This window comes from Paraburkholderia sp. RL17-373-BIF-A (genome assembly GCF_046030175.1).
Lineage (GTDB): Bacteria > Pseudomonadota > Gammaproteobacteria > Burkholderiales > Burkholderiaceae > Paraburkholderia.
Genome location: NZ_JARESO010000038.1, coordinates 30,203 through 52,519, shown reverse-complemented (window position 1 = coordinate 52,519; position 22,317 = coordinate 30,203). Strand labels below are relative to the sequence as shown.

The 22,317-nt window shown below is 63.3% G+C and carries 20 protein-coding genes; 1 reads left to right on the top strand and 19 read right to left on the bottom strand.

Annotated features, from left to right (window positions below):
* Window positions 1-51: 51 nt before the first annotated feature.
* The 12 genes from P0D80_RS33840 to P0D80_RS33785 form a co-directional block, all read right to left on the bottom strand.
* Window positions 52-918, bottom strand: a complete 867-nt coding sequence (locus P0D80_RS33840) for an isocitrate lyase/PEP mutase family protein (RefSeq protein WP_408175313.1) — start codon at window positions 916-918, stop codon at window positions 52-54.
* 73 nt (window positions 919-991) lie between these two features.
* Complete coding sequence (locus tag P0D80_RS33835) at window positions 992-1,609, bottom strand: cysteine hydrolase family protein (RefSeq protein WP_408175314.1); 618 nt, start codon at window positions 1,607-1,609, stop codon at window positions 992-994.
* Window positions 1,610-1,619: 10 nt separating this feature from the next.
* Window positions 1,620-3,698 carry a hydantoinase/oxoprolinase family protein gene (locus P0D80_RS33830; RefSeq protein WP_408290380.1) on the bottom strand — a complete coding sequence of 693 codons (2,079 nt, stop codon included), beginning with the start codon at window positions 3,696-3,698 and terminating at the stop codon, window positions 1,620-1,622.
* Entirely contained in the window at window positions 3,695-5,365 is a 1,671-nt protein-coding gene (locus P0D80_RS33825) for a hydantoinase B/oxoprolinase family protein (protein ID WP_408175317.1), read from the bottom strand. Before P0D80_RS33825 ends, P0D80_RS33830 begins: the two co-directional genes overlap by 4 nt.
* The gene (locus tag P0D80_RS33820) at window positions 5,359-5,910 is read right to left on the bottom strand and encodes a LeuD/DmdB family oxidoreductase small subunit (RefSeq protein ID WP_408290378.1); all 552 of its coding nucleotides are present in this window, start codon (window positions 5,908-5,910) and stop codon (window positions 5,359-5,361) included. The genes P0D80_RS33825 and P0D80_RS33820 overlap by 7 nt, the downstream gene beginning before the upstream one ends.
* Complete coding sequence (locus P0D80_RS33815; RefSeq protein WP_408290376.1) at window positions 5,907-7,175, bottom strand: 3-isopropylmalate dehydratase large subunit; 1,269 nt, start codon at window positions 7,173-7,175, stop codon at window positions 5,907-5,909. Before P0D80_RS33815 ends, P0D80_RS33820 begins: the two co-directional genes overlap by 4 nt.
* A gap of 3 nt (window positions 7,176-7,178) precedes the next feature.
* On the bottom strand, window positions 7,179-7,889 hold the full coding sequence (locus P0D80_RS33810) for an ABC transporter ATP-binding protein (protein WP_408175321.1): 711 nt from the start codon (window positions 7,887-7,889) through the stop codon (window positions 7,179-7,181).
* A complete protein-coding gene (locus P0D80_RS33805; RefSeq protein WP_408175322.1) occupies window positions 7,886-8,641 on the bottom strand; it encodes an ABC transporter ATP-binding protein in 756 nt (251 codons plus the stop codon). Before P0D80_RS33805 ends, P0D80_RS33810 begins: the two co-directional genes overlap by 4 nt.
* A complete protein-coding gene (locus P0D80_RS33800) occupies window positions 8,634-9,632 on the bottom strand; it encodes a branched-chain amino acid ABC transporter permease (RefSeq protein ID WP_408290373.1) in 999 nt (332 codons plus the stop codon). Before P0D80_RS33800 ends, P0D80_RS33805 begins: the two co-directional genes overlap by 8 nt.
* Window positions 9,633-9,635: 3 nt before the next feature.
* The gene (locus tag P0D80_RS33795; RefSeq protein ID WP_408290371.1) at window positions 9,636-10,508 is read right to left on the bottom strand and encodes a branched-chain amino acid ABC transporter permease; all 873 of its coding nucleotides are present in this window, start codon (window positions 10,506-10,508) and stop codon (window positions 9,636-9,638) included.
* 8 nt (window positions 10,509-10,516) lie between these two features.
* Window positions 10,517-11,722, bottom strand: coding sequence for an ABC transporter substrate-binding protein (locus tag P0D80_RS33790; protein ID WP_408290369.1), 1,206 nt, complete (start codon window positions 11,720-11,722; stop codon window positions 10,517-10,519).
* Between the two features lie 20 nt (window positions 11,723-11,742).
* Entirely contained in the window at window positions 11,743-12,549 is an 807-nt protein-coding gene (locus P0D80_RS33785) for a GntR family transcriptional regulator (protein WP_132378392.1), read from the bottom strand.
* Window positions 12,550-13,080: 531 nt separating this feature from the next.
* On the opposite strand from P0D80_RS33785, the gene P0D80_RS33780 reads away from it, so the two are divergent.
* A complete protein-coding gene (locus P0D80_RS33780; RefSeq protein WP_132378394.1) occupies window positions 13,081-14,271 on the top strand; it encodes a porin in 1,191 nt (396 codons plus the stop codon).
* Between the two features lie 135 nt (window positions 14,272-14,406).
* Here P0D80_RS33780 and P0D80_RS33775 read toward each other — a convergent pair whose 3' ends face one another.
* The 7 genes from P0D80_RS33775 to P0D80_RS33745 all read right to left on the bottom strand — a co-directional run bounded on the left by P0D80_RS33775 (window position 14,407) and on the right by P0D80_RS33745 (window position 22,309).
* Complete coding sequence (locus P0D80_RS33775; RefSeq protein ID WP_408290367.1) at window positions 14,407-15,426, bottom strand: alpha/beta hydrolase; 1,020 nt, start codon at window positions 15,424-15,426, stop codon at window positions 14,407-14,409.
* A 118-nt stretch (window positions 15,427-15,544) separates the two neighbouring features.
* Window positions 15,545-16,315 (bottom strand): molybdate ABC transporter substrate-binding protein, encoded by a 771-nt coding sequence (locus P0D80_RS33770; protein ID WP_408290365.1) that lies wholly within the window; start codon window positions 16,313-16,315, stop codon window positions 15,545-15,547.
* A gap of 268 nt (window positions 16,316-16,583) precedes the next feature.
* On the bottom strand, window positions 16,584-17,753 hold the full coding sequence (locus tag P0D80_RS33765) for a porin (RefSeq protein WP_408290363.1): 1,170 nt from the start codon (window positions 17,751-17,753) through the stop codon (window positions 16,584-16,586).
* Window positions 17,754-17,955: 202 nt separating this feature from the next.
* Window positions 17,956-18,651, bottom strand: a complete 696-nt coding sequence (locus tag P0D80_RS33760) for a molybdate ABC transporter substrate-binding protein (RefSeq protein WP_408175332.1) — start codon at window positions 18,649-18,651, stop codon at window positions 17,956-17,958.
* A gap of 27 nt (window positions 18,652-18,678) precedes the next feature.
* Window positions 18,679-20,838, bottom strand: a complete 2,160-nt coding sequence (locus tag P0D80_RS33755; RefSeq protein WP_408290360.1) for a xanthine dehydrogenase family protein molybdopterin-binding subunit — start codon at window positions 20,836-20,838, stop codon at window positions 18,679-18,681.
* Window positions 20,835-21,305 (bottom strand): (2Fe-2S)-binding protein, encoded by a 471-nt coding sequence (locus P0D80_RS33750; protein WP_132378404.1) that lies wholly within the window; start codon window positions 21,303-21,305, stop codon window positions 20,835-20,837. The genes P0D80_RS33755 and P0D80_RS33750 overlap by 4 nt, the downstream gene beginning before the upstream one ends.
* A gap of 2 nt (window positions 21,306-21,307) precedes the next feature.
* The gene (locus P0D80_RS33745; protein ID WP_408175336.1) at window positions 21,308-22,309 is read right to left on the bottom strand and encodes a tripartite tricarboxylate transporter substrate binding protein; all 1,002 of its coding nucleotides are present in this window, start codon (window positions 22,307-22,309) and stop codon (window positions 21,308-21,310) included.
* Window positions 22,310-22,317 lie beyond the last annotated feature (8 nt).

Genomic DNA, 22,317 nt, shown 5'->3' with positions numbered 1-22,317 from the left:
GCCGGGCTCGTTAAAACAATCGCAATGGTTTTCGGCGTTGCGCAAAAGCGGCTACTTGTACAACTCCGACTCCGCCATCAGGGCCGGCGTACCAATAACCTCATTGATGCCATCGAAATCGAGCATCCGGTCTCGCCACGGCGCGGTCGTCCCGTGGGCATGCAGGCAACCATAATAGCCCTGTAACGTATGCGTCACCGCGCGCGCCGTGCCGCCAGGAAAGATCACGATACGAAAGCCCAGTTGCGTGAGCGTCTGTGCGTTCTGTATCGGCGTCTTGCCGCCCTCGACCATATTCGCAAGCAGCGGCACGCGGCCAGCGAAGCGCTCGCACACGGTCTCCATCTGCTCGAGCGAGCGCAACGCTTCAATGAACAATGCGTCCGCGCCCGCTTCCAGATAACGCTCGGCACGCTCGAGCGCAGCGTCCAGCCCTTCGACAGCCGCCGCGTCGGTGCGCGCGAGAATCAGCGTATTGGCGCTCACTCTTGCATCCACGGCCGCCCGCAGTTTGCCGCACATTTCGCCTGCGGGAATCACCGATTTGCCATCGAGATGCCCGCAGCGCTTCGGGAATGTCTGATCTTCGAGCTGGATCATCGCAGCGCCGGCGCGCTCGAAGCCGCGCACCGTACGCTTGACGTTCAGCGCGTTGCCGAAGCCAGTATCGGCATCGACGATCACCGGCAACGCGACACGCTCGGTGATGCGCGCGAGCGTATCTTCGACTTCGGGAAACGTCGTCAAGCCGACATCGGAACGCCCTAACCGCGTGTACGCAATCGACGCCCCAGACAGATACAACCCTTCGAAACCAGCCTGTTGCGCGACCAGCGCGCTCAACGCATCGAAGACGCCAGGCGCGAGCAAAGCGCCTTGGGCGAGAAGTGTCTTCAGTGGTTTGATTTCGGTCGCCATGATTTTTATTCCTGCAGTTCAAAAAGGCAAAAAGGCCGATTGCGCGCGACCACGCACGCGCAACGTGGCGCGCTTACGTTGCGAGGCGATCCGCGAAGGCCTCGCAGGTCGTCAATTCGCCGATCGTGCGCAGATCGGCGAGCGCCGTGTCGTGCGCGGCCGGCGTCGATGCCGCGCAGCCATCGCCCAGCACCAGCACGCGATAGTCGCGCATGTGCGCGTCGCGCGCGGTGCTCGCCACGCCGCCATTAGTGACGATGCCGCAAATCGCCACGGTGTCGATACGCGCGCGGCGCAGCACCCAGTCGAGCTGCGTGTTGAAGAAGGCCGAATAGGCGACCTTCCAGACCGACACGTCGATGAAAGGCTCAAGTGCGGAGACCGTCGCATGACCGCGCGAGCCGGCGACAAAATCCCCGCGGCGCAAAAATGGACGCAGTTGCTTCAGATGCGGCGAAATCATCGGCTCGCCGTCGGCATCCGGCCACAGCGTAAACTGGCTGGCCGCGATAAAACCGCCTCGCTGCTTCAACGTGCGCGCCACGGGCGCAATGCGCGGCGGTAACGCGCGCGCAGCATCCGAAGCCGCGCCGCCGCGATCGTAGGCACCACCTTCGCTCAGAAAGTCGTTCTGTAGATCGACGATGATGAGCGCGGTACGACGCGCGTCCAGGGTCGTGTCGGTCGACATATGCGGCTCCTTAGTCCGACTTGCGTGTGATCAACAGATTGCCGAGCGCATCGACGCGCCCGCTGAATCCGGGTTCGAGCCAGATCGTCGTATCCCCCTGCTCGAGAATCGCGGGACCGTCGACCGTTGCATCCACCGGCAGATCGAGGCGTGCAAAGCGCGTTGCGTCCCACCATTTCCCGGCGTGGAAAACGGCTTGCGTACCGAGCGATGGCGGCATCGCCGTGGCTTTCGGCGCGAGCACCGCCAGATCGAACTTGGGCCGCACACCGATACGCGCATAACGCAGGTTCAGGATGCGCACCGCGATGCCGCCCAGCGCGCGCCCATAGGCCGCGCGATAGGCCGCTTCGAAAGCCGCGCCGATGTCGGCGCGTTCCAGCGCATCGCGCGGCACTTCCACGCGCACCGTATGGCTTTGCCCGACGTAGAGCATGTCGAGTTCAATGCTTTCGCGCACCGCTTCGAACGCGACACCGGCGGAGTCGAGCCGCGCCTGGCACGCGTCGGCCATGCCGGCGACGCGCGCGCGCAAGTCTTCGGCATCGAGATCGGCGAGCGCGCGATTGAGCGTCTGCACGGCGTCGTGCCGCATGTCGGCGATCACGCAGCCGATGGCCGACGTCACGCCGGGGAAGCGCGGCACGATGCCCGTCGTGGTGCCGACTTCGCGCATCATCGCGCACACATGCAACGCGCCACCGCCGCCGAACGGCATGTACGCGAACTCGCGTGGATCGTGGCCACGCTCGATCGACACCAGCCGGATCGCGCCCGCCATCTTCGCGTTGGCGACCGTCAGGATCGCCTCGGCCGCCGCGTGGGCATTCAGCCCGAGCGGCGCGCCGACGTGCTCGCTGATCGCCTCGTGCGCCTTGCCGACGTCCATCTGTGCCAGCAGGCCGCCGCCCAAAGGACGATCCGCCGCGATGCGTCCTAGCAGCACGTTGGCATCGGTCACCGTTGGGCGCAGATTGCCGCGTCCGTAGCACGCCGGCCCCGGCACGCTACCCGCCGATTCGGGACCGACCTGCAGCAGGCCGCCCGCATCGACCGACGCGATCGAGCCGCCGCCCGCGCCGATCGTCTCGATCTGGATCATCGGCGCGCGCACCACCATGCCGAAATCGATCGACGTCTGCGCGGACAACGATGCTTCGCCGTTCGCCACCAGCGACACATCGAACGACGTGCCGCCCATGTCGCCCGTCACGAGGTTCGGATAGCCCGCCGCACGCCCGATTGCGGCGCACGCGATCACACCCGCAGCCGGACCCGACAGCGCCGTGCGCACCGGCACGTCGCACGCGGTCTGGCGCGACATGATGCCGCCGTTGCTCTGCACGACCAGCAGTTCGCCGCGAAAACCATGCGCCTTCAGATCGCCTTCGAGGCGCGTCAGATAGCCGCCCACCACCGGCTGCAACGCGGCGTTCAACGTGGCTGTCGAGCATCGTTCGAATTCGCGGATTTCGGGCAGCACCTCGGTTGCCGCCGTCACGTTCGCGTTCGGCCAGATCGCGCGCACCGCCTCGACGGCTTGCGCTTCGTTGAGCGGATTCGCATAGGCATTGATGAAGAAGACGCACACCGCTTCGCAGCCGCGTTCGAGCAGATCGCGCGCCGCCGCCCGCACCTGCGCGAGATCCACCGGCGTGTGCAAGGTGCCGTCGGCCAGCACGCGTTCGTTCACTTCGAGGCGAAGATCGCGCGGCACCACAGGCTCGAAGCTGCCGCGCAAGCCCCAGGTGCGCGGTCGGTCGCGGCGGCGCATTTCGAGCACGTCGCGAAAGCCTGCCGTCGTAATGATGCCCGTGCGCGCCACCTTGCGTTCGAGCAAGGCGTTCGTGCCGACCGTGGTGCCGTGCACGATCGTCGCGATCGCGCCGGCGCCGCGCTCGCCTGCGTCGTCGCCGGGCGCACCGATGCGTTCGATGCCGTTCATGAAGCCGCGCGCTTCCTCGCCCCGCGTGGACGGCACCTTGACGACGCGCGCCGTGCCCGCTTTTTCGTCGAGCACGAACAGATCGGTAAACGTGCCCCCCACGTCGACACCGACGACGATTGAACCGTGTGCAGCCGCCTTCATACCTGTTGCTCCTTCCGAGCTTTCGTCACATAACCCATTGCCGAATCGCGCTTGCGGGCGGCATCGTCACGCCCGGACGGCGCGCCGTAACCGCCGCCGCCTGGCGTTTCGAGCCGCACCCGTTCGCCGCGCTTCAGGCGAATGCCGAGCATCTTCGACGCCATCGGCGGCGTGTGCCATGCACCGTCCTGCTGATAGCGGAACACGTTGGGCACGGACGCCTCGCCGCCCGCGATACCTTGCGGAGCCGAGCGTCCGCGTTCGCCGAAAATGAACGCTTCGGCCTCATGTTCGAGCAGTTCGATTTCGTAGATCGCGCCGAGACCGCCGCGATAGGTGCCGTCGCCGCCCGAGTCAGGACGCAACGCCCACTGCGTGAAACGCACCGGATACGCGGCTTCGAGAATCTCGAGCGGCGGAATGGTCGCCGTCGAAATCGGCGCATTGCCGTGACTCAGACCGTCACCTTGCGAATGGCCGCCATGCCCGCCGCCGAAGAAACTGAACATCACCCACCGCTGGCCCTTGCGCGCGCCCTCGCTGCGATGCCCGGCGATCGACAGCGCGTTGATGGTGCCGTACGCCTGGGCCATCGCCAGTTCCGGCGCGGCCTGCGCCATCGCGCAGAAGATCACGTCGATCATGCGCAGGATCGTTTCGGTGTAGCCGCCGACGGGGCGCGGCCGGTCCGCCGAGATCAGCAGTCCGTCCGGCAGCACGAACGACACGGCGTCCAGTACGCCGGCATTGGCGGGCACGTCGGGAAAGAGATGCTTGAGCGCGACATAGCATGCGGCAATCGCCGTGGCGCGCGAAATGTTCACCGGCCCGGCGCAGGCAGGCGACGTGCCGGTGAAGTCGAGCGTCAACGTGTCGCCCGCCACGCGCATGCGCAACGCGATCTTCAGCGGCTCGTCGCGCACGCCGTCGTTGTCGAGCATGTCGTCGAACGCGTAGTCGCCGTCCGGCAGCGCCGCCACGTGCGAGCGCATCAGCTTGACGGCACGCTCGCGCAGCAGTGCGAGCGCTTCGAGCACGGTAGCGTCGCTGTAGTCGTCGAGCAAGCTGCCCAGGCGACGCGCGCCCAGTTCGAGCGCCGCGAGCTGGCCGTTGAGGTCGCCCCACAGACTATCGGGCAGGCGCGTGTTGGCCTGCAGGATGGCGAGCACGTCGGCATCGAGTTCGCCGCGCCGCACGATACGCACGGGCGGAATCTGCACGGCTTCCTGCCAGCATTCGGTGGCGGCGGGATTGTAATTGCCGGGCACCGCGCCGCCGACATCGTGCCAGTGCGCGGCCGACGCCAGGAAGCAAAACAGCTTGCCGTCGCGAAACACGGGCCGCACCAGCTTGAAGTCGTTCGCGTGCGTGCCGCCTTCATACGGGTCGTTGAACAGCCAGACATCGCCATCGACCATGCCGCCGCGCTCGCCCGCGACGCGGATCGCCGCCCGCACCGCGAACGCCATCGCGCCGACGAACACGGGCAGGCCGGACTTGCCCTGCACCAGCGTCGCGCCCGACAGCGCGTCGTAGATGCCGTGACAGGCGTCGTGCGCTTCCGCGATGATCGGATTGAACGCGCTGCGGTAGAGCGTCGCGTCCATTTCGTCGGCGATCTGTTCCAGCCGCCCTTTGAGGACCGCCAGCGTGACGGGATCTAGCATGAGGTGACTCCGTTGGATGTGGGGTAACGCTGCTTGAGCAGGTTGAGCAGACCGCCCGCCTCCACCATGTCGAGCAGAAACGCGGGCACCGGCTCGCACGTCAGTTCGACGCCATCGGCACGGCGGATGCGGCCCGCGCGCGGGTCGATTGCGATGTGCTCGCCTTCGTCGATGGATCCGGCGTCAGCACATGTGAGCAGCAACAGGCCGACGTTGAACGCGTTGCGGAAATAGAGGCCGTTGAATGCCGGCGCGATCACGGCCCGCACGCCGAGGCGCGCCAGCGCGGCCGCCGCCTGTTCGCGCGACGAGCCGATGCCGAAGTTCGGCCCGGCCACGAGCACGTCGCCCGGCTGCACGCCCGCCGCGAAGTCGGGGCGCGCAATCTCCAGACAGTGTCGCGCGATTTCGTCGATGCCGAATTTCATGTACGCGCCGGGCGCGAGCGCATCGGTATCGATATCCGCGCCGACGCGCCAGACGCGATGCGCAGCGGAGGTCTCTCCATGCACGGCTTGCGGCGGGTTGGTCGGACGTTCGCTCATGCCAGCACCTCGCGCGGATCGGTAATGCGCCCGCGCAACGCAGACGCCGCGACGGTATAAGGCGAGCCCAGATAAACCCGTGCCGACGCCGCGCCCATGCGTCCCTTGAAGTTGCGCGCGGTACTCGAAATCACCGTGCTGTTTTCGGGGATCGAGCCGCCGTAACCGGCGCACGCGCCGCACGTGGTCGCCAGCAGTTGGGCGCCCGCCTGTTCCAGCACGGCCATCACGCCTTCGCGCGCGGCCTGCTCCCGATCGCGCACGCTCGCGGGAGCGACGACGAGTTGCACGCCGCTCGCGATGCGATGACCGCGCAGCACGCTCGCCGCCGCCCGCAAGTCCTCCAGCTTCGCGCCCGTGCAAGCGCCGATATAGGCGACGTCGATAGCCACATCGCCGTATGCGCCAACGTCACGCGTATTCGCCGGGCTGTGCGGCGCGGCCACCTGAGGCGCGAGCCGTGCGGCGTCGAAATCGTGCGTCTCGGCCTCCGCTTGCGGATCGCCTTGCCAGCGGCAGAGCTCGATGTCGTCCTGCACGCCGGCAGCGCGCAAATAGTCGGCCGTCACCGAATCCGGCGCGATCAAGCCGACTTGCGCACCGAGTTCCGCGCTCATGTTCGACAATGTCATGCGCTCCTGCATCGACAGCGCCGTCACGGCCTCGCCGCAAAATTCGACGGCCTGGTAGCGGCCGCCATTCATGCCGAAGCGGCCGATCATATGCAGCATCATGTCTTTCGCCGTGACGCCCTGCGCGAGGCGCTGCCGCCAGTTCATCCGCAACGTGCGCGGCACCTTGACCCAGATTTGCCCCGACACCGCGACGCCGAGCATCTCGGTGCTGCCGATGCCGAACATGTACGCGCCGAATGCGCCGCCCGTCGGCGAATGCGAGTCGCCGCCGACGCAGAACATGCCCGGCCGCAGATGGCCGCGTTCCGGCAAGACGACGTGGCAGATGCCGACACCGTCATACACGTTCGGCAACTGCTGCGCCACCGCCCAGTCGCGCGCAATGTGCACGATGCGGCGCGATTCGTCGTCGGTCTCGGGTACATAGTGGTCGATCACGAGCACGACCTTCGACTTGTCCCACAACGACGCGCCGAGTTGTTCGAGCATGGGCTTCAGGCGCCGCGGACCGCTCGAATCATGAAACATGGCGAGATCCACGTTGCAGGTGACGATTTCCCCGACTTCCACTTCCGGCCGCCCGCAGGCCGCCGCAAGCAGTTTTTGTGCAAGCGTTTGTGCTACTGGCATTGACTACATCCCCAGATACGCGCGACGCAACTCGTCGCTGGCCATCAATTCCGCACACGTGCCCGAGTAACGGACGAGCCCGTTCTCCAGCACATACCCGCGCTGCCCGGTTTCGAGCGACTGCACGACGTTCTGCTCGACCAGCAGGATCGCGAGCCCTTCGCCCTGTAAGCGCGCGATCAGCGCGAACATCTCTTCGACCATCAACGGCGACAGACCGAGCGACGGTTCGTCCAGAATCAGCAGGCGCGGCTCGGCCATCAGGCCGCGCCCGATCGCCAGCATCTGCTGCTCGCCGCCCGACATCGTGCCCGCCGGCTGATCGATACGTTCGCCGAGACGCGGAAAGGTCTCCAGCATGCGCGCAAGGTTGCGGGCGCGATTCGGCTTGCCGCGTAAAAACGCGCCAAGCTCCAGGTTTTCGCGCACGCTCAGATTCGGGAAAATCCGCCGGCCTTCGGGCACCTGAATCAGGCCGGCTTTCACGACGGCGCGATAGTGCCGGCCCGTCAGCTCGTGCCCGTCGAAGCGCACGGCGCCTTGCCAGACGGCATTGATTCCGCACACCGTATTGTTCAGCGTCGTCTTGCCGACGCCATTGCTGCCGAGCAGCACGACGATCTCGCCTTCGCCGACACGAAGATCGATGCCGCGCAACACTTCGGTTCGGCCGTATCCAGTATGAAGCCCATCCACTTCGAGCAATGCGCTCATGAATGCCCTCCTTCGCGCGCCAGCCGTTCGGCTGTGCCGTGACCGAGATACGCCTCGATCACGGCGCTATCGGATGTCACCTCGCGCGGCGTGCCTCCAGCGATCAGGCGGCCTTGCGCGAGCACCCACACATGTTCGGCAAGGCTCATGACGGCGCGCATGACGTGTTCGATCATCAGCACCGTCACGCCGCTATCGACGAGACCGCGAATCACCGGAATCATTTCGTCGATTTCGCTTGGATTCAGGCCCGCGAGCACTTCGTCCAGCAACAGCAAACGCGGTTTGGTGGCGAGCGCGCGCGCCAGTTCGAGGCGCTTGCGGCCACCGACGGTCAGGTCCGCCGCGGGCTGGTCGAGCCGGTCGTGCAGGTTCACGCGCGCGGCGACTTCCTCTGCCGCCGCCAGGGCCTCGCGCCGCCCAGGCAGATGCAGATGCGCGCCGACCGCGATATTCTCGCGGACCGTCTGCGCGCCGAACGGCTGCACGATCTGGAACGTGCGCGTCAAACCGAGCCGCGCGGACTCGTGCGGTGCCATGCCGGTAATGTCGCGGCCCAGGTACTGCACGCGGCCCGCGCCGGGTCGCAGAAAGCCCGACAGCAACGCGAACAGCGTGGTCTTGCCCGCGCCGTTCGGTCCGACGAGCGCCGTGAGCGTATTCGGCAGGACATCGAGGCTGACGTCCTGCACGGCCTTCAGACCGCCAAACGTGATCGACAGACCACGGGCTTGTAACAGCGCTTCAGACATGGGCTTCCTCCTTGCGCTTGCCGCTGCGCTTCGACGTCGCGGGCAGGCCGGTCATGCGCCGCACCGACGCGCCCGCGCCCGTGATTCCGCGCGGGAGGAACATCACGATCACGACCAGCACCACGCCATAGATCACCATGCTGATGCCGGGCAACTCGCCGAACAGGTTGCGGGTCAACTCGCCCAACACATAGAGCAGCGCCGCGCCGAGCACCGGTCCCCACAATGTGCCCACGCCGCCGACGATCACGCCGACCAGCGCTTCGATCGATCTCGCCGGGCCGAACGCGATATCGGCGTCGATATACTGGAACATCTGCACGTAGCACACGCCCGCTGCGCTCATGAATGCCGCGGACAGCGCAATGGCGCCCAGCTTCACGCGCACGGGATTGACCCCGATTGCCCGCGCGGCGCTCTCGTTGTCGCGCACCGCCTGCAGATAGGCGCCGAAGCGCGAATGCCGCAACCATGCGGTGACGGCCAGCGCCATCATGACGAATGCCAGCAGCAGGAACACATAGCCGCGCCGCGTGCCGAACTGCAGGTTCGCGGCGCTCGCATGCAGCGGCACCATCAGTCCGACGCCGCCGCCCGTGAACGGCACCGACACCGCGACAATGCGCGCGACCTCGGCGAAGGCCAGCGTCACGAGCGCGAAGTACGAACCCTTGAGGCCGCCGCGAAACGCGAGCGCGCCGACCACCAGCCCGGCGATCACGCCGAAGGCGATGGCGAGCGGCAACGCGAGCCACGGATTCCAGCCCCAACTCAATTGCGCGATCGCCTGCGTGTATGCGCCGACGCCGAAGAACAACGCATGTCCGAATGACAATTGACCGCCGTAGCCGCCGAGGATGTTCCATGATTGCGCCAGCAACACGGCGTACAGCGACATCATCAGGAAGGTGAGCCACACGCCCGACTGCAGCAAGCTCGCAAGCCCGGCCACCAGGACACCGAAAACAAGGATCGAACGAACGTCGCGCATCACTTAGGTCCTCACTCCGAACAGCCCTTGCGGACGCATCAGCAGCACGACAATGAAAATCGCGAAGATGCCCATCTGACCCAGCGAATCACCGAACCACAGGCCGCCAAGCGACTCGACCACGCCGATGAGCAGACCGCCGATCAATGCGCCCGCGAAGCTGCCCATCCCGCCCAGCACGACGATCGTGAACGCGACCAGCACGAAGCCGCCGCCGACCTGCGGATTGACGTAATAGCTTGGCAACAGAAAACAGGCCGCCGCGCCGACACATGCCATGCCGATACCGAACGACAGCGCATAAACCTTGTCGACGTCGATACCCATCAGCTTCGCACCATGCTTCTCGCGCGACACGGCGCGAATCGCGCGGCCCAGATCGGTCATGCGGATCACGAGAAAGAGCGCGGCCGCCACCACCAGCGCGCCGAAAAAACCGATGACCTTTGGCAACGCGATCATTGCGGGACCGATAGCGACCGTTGCGAGCGTATAGGACGTCTCGATGTTGCGCGTATCGGAGTGGAACCACACGAGCGCCAGATTCTCCAACACGATCGACAGACCGAGCGTGACCAGCAGAATGTTTTCGTCCTTGCCGTGACTCGCGCGATTGATCACGCAGCGCTGCAGTGCGTAGCCGAACGCGAACATGCCGAGTGTCACCACCGGCAGCGCCAGATACGGATCGATGCCGAGCCGTTCCTTCAGCAGATAGACCGCATACAGCGCGACCATCAACGCCGCGCCGTGCGCGAAGTTGATGATGTGCAGCACGCCGTAAATCAGTGTGAGACCGAGCGCGATGAGCGCATAGACCGCACCCGTTGTCAGTCCGTTAAGCAGTGCGGAGAAGAGAATCACCGGATCGAACATGCGCTGCCTCAGCTCTTGAGCGGAAACTGCGGCGCCACTTCGCGATAGGCCGGCGGCAGCACGACCTTGATATCGTTGCCGACTACCTGAGTGAGAAGCGGTTGCGCGCCGGTGTTCTGACCGTTGACGAAATGCGTCGGACCATACGGCATCATGTGATCCTTGAAAGCGCTCGAGGCAAGCGCCGCATTGACGGCGGCGCGGTCGGCGGATTTCGCGCGCTCCAGTGCGTCGGCGAGCAGCATCGTCGCGGTGTAGGTCATGAACACTTCATATGAGAAGTACGCGCCCTTCGCTTCGACCCGTTTGCGCAACGGCGCAACACGCACATCCTTCGGATTGAACCAGTGATTGCAATCGATGATGCCGTCCGCGATATCCGGAAACTCCTTCAGAAACTTATAGCTCGATGCGGCCCCGCCCAACACCGAATAGATCGCTTTGGGGCGCACGTTCTGCTGTTTCATCGCGCGCAGCAACAGCGCGTATTCGTTGTAATAGTTGGCGGGAATCACGATGTCCGGATTGACCGCGCGCATGCGTAGCACGATGTTGTTGAAGTCGCGCGTCGGATTCGGATGCTTGATGACTTCCTTGATTTCGAAACCGTACTTGGGCAACTCGCTGCTGAGCAGCGCAGCCGTGCCGGCGCCGAACAGCGATTCTTCGTGCACGATCATCACCGTTCTGGCCGGTTTGCCCGCGTCGGTATTCAACGTATTGAGGTTGTCGACCGCGCGCTGGCTGCACATCCGATAGCCGGGGCCGAAGCGAAACGTATTCGTGAGTCCGCGCTCGACGATCTGATCGGCGACGCCGACATCGACCACATGCGGCAAGCCGTACTTCGCGGCCGTCTGGGTCGTGGTGAGACAGATCGCCGATGCATAGGCGCCGACGATCGCCGTCACGCCCGCCTCGTTCATTCTCTCGACCTCGGCGGCGCCCGCCTCGGGCCGCGATTGCGCGTCGCCCAGCACCGCCTCGATGAGCGCGCCGCCTTGCGACTTGATGCCGCCGGCGTTGTTGATGTCCTCGATGGCCAGCAAAGCGCCCAGCCGGCATTGCTGCCCCGAATAGGCCAACGCTCCGGTGACGGGATGCAGCACGCCGATCTTGATGCTCTTCGCGCTCGCGGCACGAGCGACCCAAGGTGCTGCAACCAGTGCCGCGGCGGCGGTGGACCGACGCAGGAAAGTGCGACGCGAACTCATGCGATCTCCGTAGGATTGCGTTAGTTGAAGGTAGCGGACAGTTCCTCGCTGACCCAGACCTTGGCGTCGATATCGCCAATCCGAGAGAGCTGCAACTGATACTGATAGCGATCGGGCCGGTACAGACCCTGGAGCAATTGCACCGGCCGTTCGTCGGTGTCGCGCACGAGACGCGTCACGGCGAGCAACGCCGAGCCGACCGCGACGTCGAGATGGCGCGCAACCACGGCGTCGGCGAGGCGCGCCGAAATGGTTTGCGTCGCGCCGCCGAGCTGCACGCCCGCTTCCTCCAGCAGCATCAGCAAGGGCTTGCGCTTGAGGTCGCGGCGGTTGATTTCGGCGACAGCTTTGGGCACGTGTGTCGTGATGAACGACACCGGTCCCGCCGACGTGCTGCGAACCCGGATACTCTTGTAGACGGCATCGCCGACAGACAGATGCAGCGCCTCCGCGATGGCGTCCGAAGCGAGCACTTCCGTGCTGTCTATCACTTCGACCGTGGTGCGCAACCCCATATTCACGATGTTCTCGAGCAGGCCGGTGAGGTGCGCTTTCTCGCGCGAAACCGGTGCGGCTTTCGCATTGCCCTGCTTTTTCCCCGTATCGATACGCTGCGGCCACGTCCCCACGCCCGGCCGGCGCGTGACCAGCCCGTCCGCCACCAGCATCTCCATTGCCTTGCGAATCGTAATGCGCGCGACCGCGAACTGTTCAGCGAGCAGATGTTCGCCGGGCACGCCTTCTTCGTCGAAGCGTCCTTCCTGGAGTTGCTCGCGCAACACCAAGTAGATCTGGTGATATTTCGGCAGGGGTAAGGTGGTTTCCATGAGGCTCACTCTAGAAGTGTCGTAATGTCGGGTCAATAGAACAAATTGGAAAATAAAGATTGTTCTACCTCGTAAACACCGACGGAAGCAACTGGCTTGCAGTAAGGAACGTGCAAGCTCGATGATCCGCTCCCTCCATCAGAGCGGACAGTTTGCTGGACGAGACTGGATGAACGATAGAACAAGTTGTGCGGTGGCTTGTTCCATGGGGAAAACACTCAACTGACGAACTTCGCAGAAGCTTCAACGCTTTACGCGCCAATAGGACATTTCCCGCGTCAAATGTTCCATTGACAAGACAAAATAGGCTGCTTAATTTTCGTCGCAACCGGAAATCGATCTGGACGCGAAGGCGCTATCGAAGGCCGGTGTAAAGAGAGCGAAGCGGATTCATGTCGCTATGCGCTCGATTTCGTTTCTTTAGGATGCCTGCTTTGTAGCATGCCTCGCGGCCGGCAAATCATGACCGTGAAATCCACCCCTGGTTTCGCACCGAGGGACTCGACGTCAACGATACAGTCTGGAAACAGGATGAAAAAGTCACTTTGCATTGCGGGAGTAATTGGTGCGCTTGGAACGCACGCGGCTATCGCACAGGCGCAGAGCAGCGTTACGCTTTACGGGATCGTCGACGAAGGGCTGACCTTCAATAACAACTCACACGGCGCGCGCCAGTACAGCATGGTGAGCGGCGAGATTCAGGCGAGCCGCTGGGGATTGCGCGGTAGCGAAGATCTGGGCGGCGGCATGAAAGCGGTTTTCCTGCTTGAAGGCGGCATGGATCTGAGCAGCGGCAAACTCGGCCAGGGCGGGCTTGAATTCGGCCGTCAGTTATACGTCGGACTGGCCACGCGTTATGGGACGGTGACGCTCGGGCGTCAATACGATTCCGTGGTGGACTACGTTGGCCTGTTCGAAGTGGGCGATCAATGGGGCGGCTTTTACACCGCGCACCCAGGCGACCTGGATAACATCAACAACTCGAACCGGGTCAACAACGCGATCAAATATACGAGCAACAACTACGGCGGCTTCACGTTCGGCGGCGTCTACAGTCCTGGCGGCGTAGCGGGTAATTTCAGTCAGAATCAGATCTGGTCGCTCGGCGGCTCTTATTACAACGGGCCGCTCGGGCTTGGCGTCGGTTATCTGAACATCCGCAATCCGAACACCTCGTTCTACGGCACCAGCGTGCTCGCGAACACGACCGGCTCGGCGCCGCTCGCGACGTTGAACAACATTGCATCGCCCGTGTTCTCCGGCTTTGCCGATGCGCGCACGCAGGAAGTCTATGCGGCGGGCGGTGCGTACACGTTTGGCGCGGCCACGTTCGGCGGCACCTATTCGAATACGCGTTTCGACAATCTCGATGGCGGCGGCTCGGGACCGAATCCATTCGGCAATCGCGGCACGGCGATCTTCAACAACGTCGAAGCGAACTTCAAATATCAGATCACGCCTGCATTCCTCGTGGGTGCCGCCTACGATTACACGAAGGGCAGCTCGGTAAACGGCCGGGATGGCGCGACCTATCATCAGGCCCAACTCGGCGCTGACTATTTCCTTTCGAGGCGCACGGATGTCTATTTCGTCGGAATCTACCAAAAGGCTTCCGGTACGGACTCGACGGGAAGTGCGGCGGTTGCAGCGATCAACGGCGTGACGCCATCGAGCGACAATCATCAGGTCGTGCTTCGTGTGGGCATGCGGCACAAGTTCTGACGGGCAGCCACCGCCCGCGACGACAGTCGGCGCACACGAGAACGTGGCCCGACTGATCTGCGTACCGCACACGAAGTGGTGCGGCATCCAGATCGTCGAGCGGTCCTCCCCAACTTTTGCACGCTCTCGTTTACGTCAGGCTGAACGCTGCGGAGGCATCGTGTAGAAGGCATGCATCGCATGCCAGATACGATGCCGATTGATGCCCAGCACCGCGATGTGAGCCACTCCCTTGATCTCGCAGAACTGCTTGTCCTTGTTCGGCAACTGCGAAAAGAATTCGAGCAGTTCCGCATCGGTCGCATTGCCGTCGTGCTCGGCTCTCGTCATGCAGACGGGACACTGCAGCCGTTTCGGATCGACCATCGGCATATGAATCGCCATATCGATGTAGGTGCCGTTCGGTGTCCGGTTGGTGAGCTTGAGTTCATAGTCGCCCAATGCCTTCGGTACTTTGGGATCGACCGTCGACGGGTCGTCGCGGGCGAAGATGGCATCGAAGCTCGCTTGCGAGGTTGGACGGGAATTGCTGGCCTCGAGTGCCGCGATGTTCGCGCGCCGCCTCATGATTTCCGGCGCGCCCTCGCCCGTATAGGTGATTGCATCCAGGACCATGCGCTCCACGCGGTCCGGCTCTTCCATCGCAAAGACGCCCAGCCGGAGGGCGCCGGACGACTGGCCATAGAACATGAATGTCTTTTGGCCAGTCACCTTTTCGATCACCGGCATCGCCGCTTTCAGGTCCTCGACACCGGAGCGGACATCGGAGTTCGAATCCGTCTGCGACGAGCGGCCGTAGTTTTCATGGTCCATGGTCCAGACGTCGAAGCCGTAGCGAGCAAACTCGTCCATGAACGAGTAGTTCTCCGTGCCCGGCACTTGCAGATCGAAGCCCCCGCGGCCCGAAAACGACGACCCGTGCACGAGGAATAACACAGGCTTCGGGCCGGAACTTGCGTTGCGGTCGTCCGCGAGTCGCTTGCGATACAGATACAGTTTCACCGCACCTTTCTGCGCCCAGTGATCTTCGGCAATGATCCGCGGCGCCGCCGCGTTAGCAGAGAGCGGCACTGCCGTGGCCATCAATGTTAGCGCCGCGCCTTGCAGCAAACGGCGTCGCTGGACCCTCTGCTGCGTGTCTTTCGTGTTGCTCATTGTTTTTTCCCGATTATGAGAATTGAGACGTTACTAGTCCTTGTGCTCGTACCGTCGAGCCTGGGCAACACTCCCGTTTGTCTCGACTCCTTGGGCGTGTGCCGTGGTAAGGAATGAGTCAATTAGTAGGTGAGACGAGGTCGAATCCGTTCGCCTTCAAAGACGTTTGCACTGCCGGTCCGGTGAGATAGGAAAGCAGCTTTTGCGCTGCATCCGGATGCTCGCTCTTTGTACCTATGCCCGCTGCGTAGGTCGTCACGAGTTGCAAATCTTCCGGGATCGGCCCGACGAGGGTGACTCCATGCACGGGCTTGATTTCGCTGGTCTGGCCCAATCCGAGGGACACCTCGCCTCGTGCCATCGCTTCCATCGCGGTTTGCCCTTCCGGATAATATTTGACCTTGGGAGCCACTGTGCCGCCAATCCCGAGGCGGTCAATCAACCGGGCCAGATAGATGCCCGAGGTAGCGCCGGTGGCGGGGTCGGCCATGCCGATCGAAGGGGCATCGAGCAAGGCCCTCGTGAACGCCGGGTCGTCGTTGATCGCGGGCAACGCGGCACCGGCTTTGACCGCGACTCCGAGCCGCACGCGCGCGACATCGACCTGCGAACCCTTCCTGACAAGATCTTGCTCGGTCAGTTTGGCGAGAGGCTCGGGTGGGACGATGACGAGGTCGAACGCCTGCCCCGATATTGCCCGGTCACGCACCTGTCCCGCGGTGCCGTAGATGAGGCGCACGCGATCGCCTGTTGCAGCCAGATAGTTTTCGGGCTGGTTCTCCAGTGCGCCTTTCATCGCAGCCGCGGAGAAAATCACCAGATCCGCCGCGTGAGCGGACTGCATCGTGACCAACACAATCGCAAGCAGAAGTCCTGCTTTCGTCTTCATAAGAAAGTGCTCCGGTGAGCATCGCTGAGTACGGCATTGTCAGGTTGTCGAACGGCATACGCTCGAACGCACACAGTGTATCGGGATAACTAATTTTATGCGGCGAGTCGCCCCGGCATCGGAGAGCCCGATTCTGCTGTGCGTCCGTGTGGCAACGACACTCATGACAATGACCGCCACAATCGCGGCGGCCATGCGCCTTTGACGCACACCCTGCGATGCCCCACGGGTGTCGCTGCCGAGGCTTGCGCGCCGCCACGCTACGACGTCAGAACCTGTGGCGCATCCCGACCCGGGCGACGAGCTGATGGTTGTTCGACGAATCGCCGAGGGAGCCGATGTCCGCCACCGCCGCCGTGCCCGTCGAACTCGTGCCGCTTGCCGTCTGGAACGTGCCTTCCATGTAGACGTCCGTGCGCTTAGACAGCAGGTAGTCCAGCAACAGCGAGAACTGATTGTACTTCTGGTCGCCAATGTCTCCGCGCACTGCATTGCCCTTCGTGTAGTTGTACTCACCCGCCAGAAGCAGCGCCGGCGTGAACCGATAGGACGCGTTCAATTCGAAGTCGTTGAAGGTCGCCGTCGCGCCGCCGAACGCACCGATATTCTGGTATTTCGTGTTCGAATACACCGCGCCGATCAGCGCCGGTCCGATTTGATAGCTGCCGGCCGCGGCGATGATCTGCAACGAATTCGCGGGTCTCGCCCCGAGATAGCCGGAATTCAACGAGTTGAAAGTCGTCGCGTTCACGTTGCCGTTCAAAATGGCGCCCGCTGCGGACGGGTTCTTGAAGTACTCGTACGCCACGCCTAAGCCCATGCCTCCGTGGTTATAGTTCGCACCCAATGTATAGCCGCTCGACTGCGATATTTCACCGGCGATGCCGCCCAACGAGACCGTGCCGCCGAACTGCAAGCCGCGGAAGTTCGGGCTCGCGTATTTGATCGTGTTGTTCGCGCGGGAGGAGTGATTGACGTTGTCGATGTCGCCCGGATGTTCGGTGCTCGACCCGCCATACGAGAGCGCGAAGCCATAGCTGCCGATGTAATCGTTGACGCTGTCGTACTGCCGGCCCAACGTGACCGTGCCGTAGCTCGCGCTGGAAATGCCCACAAACGCCTGGCGGCCGAAAGCCGTGTTGCCCTGGCCAAACGCGCCGTTGCTGACGTTGATACCGGATTCCAGCGTGAAGATCGCCTTCAGCCCGCCGCCCAGATCCTCGGAACCTTTCAAACCCCACCGGCTGCCTTGCAGACCCGAGTTGGAATCTAACTGAAACTGACGGCCGCCGACATTCTTTCCGTTGACTACGTTCTTGGCGTTGGTGTTGATCATCAAGCCTTCATCAAGAAGCCCGTACAGCGTGACACTGCTCTGCGCGTTCGCGTGCGTCGCACAAACAGCCAGTATCGGCAATGCTAGTAGTGATTTTTTCACTATCACCTCCATTCTCTTTGGTATGTGGTTGTCAATTTATTTACTGCATATGCACTACTAATTAATATGTTGAATTACATATAGTTCTTTTCTGAATTTTTCCTCGGTATCGACTGCCGCTTGAATCAATCTCAGTCGAAGCGGCACGCCATGGTGAGCGGCACGTCGTTACCGGGTGCCTGGAACGCTCATGCGCAGCAAACTAAACATTGAATCCGCTAGATGCGCGCAGCGTCCGGGTCTTGCTGCCGGTGAGGAACTGGACGAAGGCGCGTGCCAATTCCGGGTTCGCGGCCTTGCTGCTGACGGCTGCCGAATAGACCGTCGACAGTTCGAATTCCTTGGGCAACAGCCCGACCAGCGAAACGCCCTGGGTATACATGATCTCGGTCACCTGCGTACAGCCGATCAGTCCCGGTTCGCCGCTTTGCGCAAGGTTCGCCATGGCCACCGCGCCGCTCGGAAAAGACCGGAAGAACGGCTCGACATTCTCGTAAATACCCATCTTCCGCAACACAGTAACGAAATGAATGCCGGCGGTGGCACGTAGCGGGTCGGGAAAGTAGACCCCTTTCGAGCATTTCAAACTGGCGCTCAATTGCTCACCGTCGGCGATGGCCGGAAGCGGTTCGCCGGTGCGCACTGCAATGCCGGTTTCGACTCGTCCTAACTCGGCGCGCGAAGCGGATTCCACGCGTCCCGTCTGGTCCAGGTCCGCGATCATTTTCCCGGTCAGGATGATGACGTCGCAAGGCTCGTCGGCGTCCAGTTTTTCCCGGATCGCGTGGACCGCGCCGAAGGTGCCGTTGAGACTGGCACCCGTGCTCGAGCGGAATTCTTCCGCCAGGGCCTGGACAATACCTTTGGCCGCGCCGGCGCTCAAAATTTTCAATTCCATGGTGATAGTGACTCCCGTCTGATTGGATTACTGGTCGAATGCCGCGATGATTCGCTCGGCGCTCAAAGGCAGGCTGGTTACTCTTACGCCAAGGGCATCGCGTACCGCATTACCGATGGCCGCCGCGGTCGGACCCAACGATGCCTCGCCCGCCCCACAAGCAGGTGCGTTCGACGGCACGATATCGACCTCGACAGCGGGCACTTCCGTGAACCGCAAGATCGGATAGGTTTCCCAACTATCGCTGGTGACGCGTTGCCGGTCGAATCGCACTTCTTCTTTCAAGGTCCAGCTCACAGCCTGTAGTGCACCGCCCTCGATCTGGTTGGCGACGCCGTCGGGGTTGATGACGGTGCCCACGTCCACGGCGATGTTCAGTCTGGTGACCACGATCTGCGCGCCTGCCTCGATGCGTGCCACCACCGCGCAGTACGCACCGGAATTTTTGTACCGTGCCACGGCAATGCCATAGCCGATGCCTTCCTGCTTATCCCGTTCGTGCCAGCCGGCTCGCAGCGCCGCGCGCTGCAGCACGGCCCGGGCGCGGGGGTCGGACAAATGCCGCAGGCGCCATTCGAGCGGTTCGCTGGCGGTGGCTTCGGCCAGGTCGTCGACAAACGACTCAAGCGCGAACACGTTGGCAAATGCCCCTAACGAACGCAACGACGAGGTTCGCAGCGGCATGCTCAGCACCCGGTGATTCACGATGTTCCACGCGGGAAAGTCGTAGAGCTGCACCGCATTACGCTCGGCACCCCCACCCGCGTGCAGCGGGGGATTGACTGCCGCGGGCGCTTCGAACGGCGTCTCGAGATGCCAGGCGCCCAGCAGCGCGGGGGTGTTGCCGCGACCCGGCCGCGTGCCATGGCCGTTGCTCCAGACGCTATGACGCCAACCGACCACGCGGTCGCTCGCATCGAGATCAGCTTCGAGTTCGATCACCATGGCCGGGCCGTACGGCGCCCATGCCAGCTCGTCGGCCCTGCTCCACTGGACTCGGACAGGCTGGCCGCGTGCGGCGCGCGCCAGCCACGCGGCATCGTATGCGACGTCGTCGGCCGCGTTGTGCCCATAACAGCCGGCGCCTTCCGCGTGCTGCACCACCACGGCCGATACCGCCATGCCGAAGCTCAACGCCAGGTCGGCGCGCAGATTGAAGATGCCCTGACTATGACTCCACACTTCCAGGCGTTCGCCGTCGAATCGAGCCAATGCGCACGAGGGGCCGATCGAAGCATGCGCCAGGAACGGCTTTTCGCAGCTCATCTTCAAAGTGCGTGCCACATCGGCGGCGGCACTTTGGCGGTCGGCCACTACAGTGGTTTCCACTGGTTGCTGCTTCAACCAGGCGCTCAGCTTCTGTTGTTCCGGAAGGGGCTCGCTACGCTGCCAGCGGGCGTGCCGGCGCAGCTTGTCAATGGCTTCGACAGCGGCGCGCTGCGATGTGGCCAGCACGCCCACCAGCGAGCCGTCGCGTATCACTTGCACCACGCCGGACACCGCGCGTGCTGCGCCATCGTCGAGCGAGAGCAGGGTCGTCGCGCGCGAGCCCGGACGCAGCATGCGTCCATGCAGCATGCCCGGCAGTTCGATATCCTGGATGAAGCGCGGAACCGCCAGGAATTTATCCGCGAGATCGTCGCGCGGCACCGGCGCGCCCACGATGGTATAGGCGGCGGCCGCTTTCACGGCAATCGTGCAATCGATATCAACGTCGAATTGAACCTCGCCGGCGATGGCCCAATAACTCGCGAGACCGCCGTGAGGCGCCTTGATTTCACCGCGCTTCACCGCTAATTGATGCACCAGGTCCGTCGACACTTGCAGCACGCGCGCAGCACGTTCGAGCAGCACGGCGCGCGCGTGCGCGCAGGCGTGTCGCAACGCGGTGCCGGAGTGTTGTATCGAAAGACTCCCGGAGGTGACAGCCTCGTCAGGGCTCGCCGCTGTGTTGGCCGGGCGCATGCGAATCTGGTCGATGCCGACGTCCAGTTCTTCGGCAACGATCTGCGCGAGCGCCGTGACGATACCCTGGCCGATCTCGACCTTGCCTGATAGCACTTCGACGTATCCTTCACTGGAGAATCGCAGCCACGCGCCAAGGCAAGGATTGGCGCGCAGACTCTGCGGCCGCTCGCTGACCGGTACGCCTGTCGCTTCGGTGGACACGACGGTGAGAGGGTTCACGATGACGACGCGGCACGCAGCACTGCGCGCACGATGCGATTGTGGCTGCCGCACCGGCACAGATTGCGGTCAAGTGCCTCTCGAATCTGGGCATCGGTCGGGTGCGGACAGCGTTCGAGCAGGGCCGCCGCTGCGATCAGCATGCCCGAGCTGCAGTAGCCGCATTGCCCGGCTTGCTCGGCGATGAACGCCCGCTGCAGGCGATGCGGTGCCGCCCGGCTGCCCAAACCTTCGACCGTGGTCACCTGCTTGCCCGCCAGCGCCCACAGCGGCGTGTCGCATGACGCCACAGCAAAACCGTCGACTAGGACAAGACACGCGCCACACTGGTTTTCCCCGCAGCCGAAACGCGTGCCTTTGAGCTTCAGCTCATCGCGAAGCACATCGAGCAGGCGTGTGTCGCCGTCCAGCTCGAACCCGTGCCCGGTCCCATTGACCGTAATCGGAATGCGCGTAGTCGTGGCCATGTTCACTGGTCGACCTTCGCACCCGAAACCTTGACTACCTGCGCCCATTTTTTTATGTCGTCGTTCATGAACTGCGTGAACTGGGCCGGATTCATCGACATCGTGTCGGCGCCCTGTTTCTGCCACGACGCCTTGATCTGCGGAGTGGCGACGATCCGGGTCAGCGTGGCGTTGAGCTTGTCGACCACTGCGGGCGGCGTGCCTTTGGGCGCCATCAGGCCGAGCCAGATCACGGCGTTGTACTTCGGCACCCCGGATTGATCGACGGTTGGCAGATTGGGCAGCAGGTCCGAACGCACCGTGCCGGTGGTGGCCAGCGCCTTGGCCTTGCCGCTGCTGATAAAGCCCGCCATGGTGGTGGTGGCATCGAACATCATGTCGACCTGGCCGCCGATTACGTCGGTACGCGCATTCGAGCTGCCCTTATAGGGCACATGCAGGATCGAGACGCCGGCCATTTGTTTGAACAGCTCGCCGGCCATGTGATAAGGCGTGCCGTAACCAGACGAGGCATATGACAGTTTGCCTGGTTCGCTCCTCGCCAGCTTGATCAGGTCGGCGACGTTATTGACCCCCAACCCCGGCCGTGTCACCAGCACCAGGTCGGAAGAATTGATCGGCGCCACCGGCACGAAATCGCTCATCAGCTTGAACGGCTTCCTCGTGTAGAGCGTTTCGTTGACGGTGTGCGTGTTGGAGATCAACAGCAGCGTATAACCATCGGGCTTGGACTGCGCCACATACTCGGTGCCGATGATGGCTCCCGCGCCGGGCCGGTCGTCGACGATGAACGACTGCTTCAATTGAGCGCTGAGTTGTTGCGCGACGATGCGTGCGTATACGTCGGCGGAACCGCCCGCCGCGAATGGCACGATGATGGTGACCGGCCGGCTCGGATAGTCGTCGGCGGCAAAGCTCGCGATCGATGTCGACGCCAGTACGCCAAGCGTCAGGGCATGGCCCATACGCCGGCGAAAGGAGCGAGTGCTCCAACGATTGTTCATTACGTGCC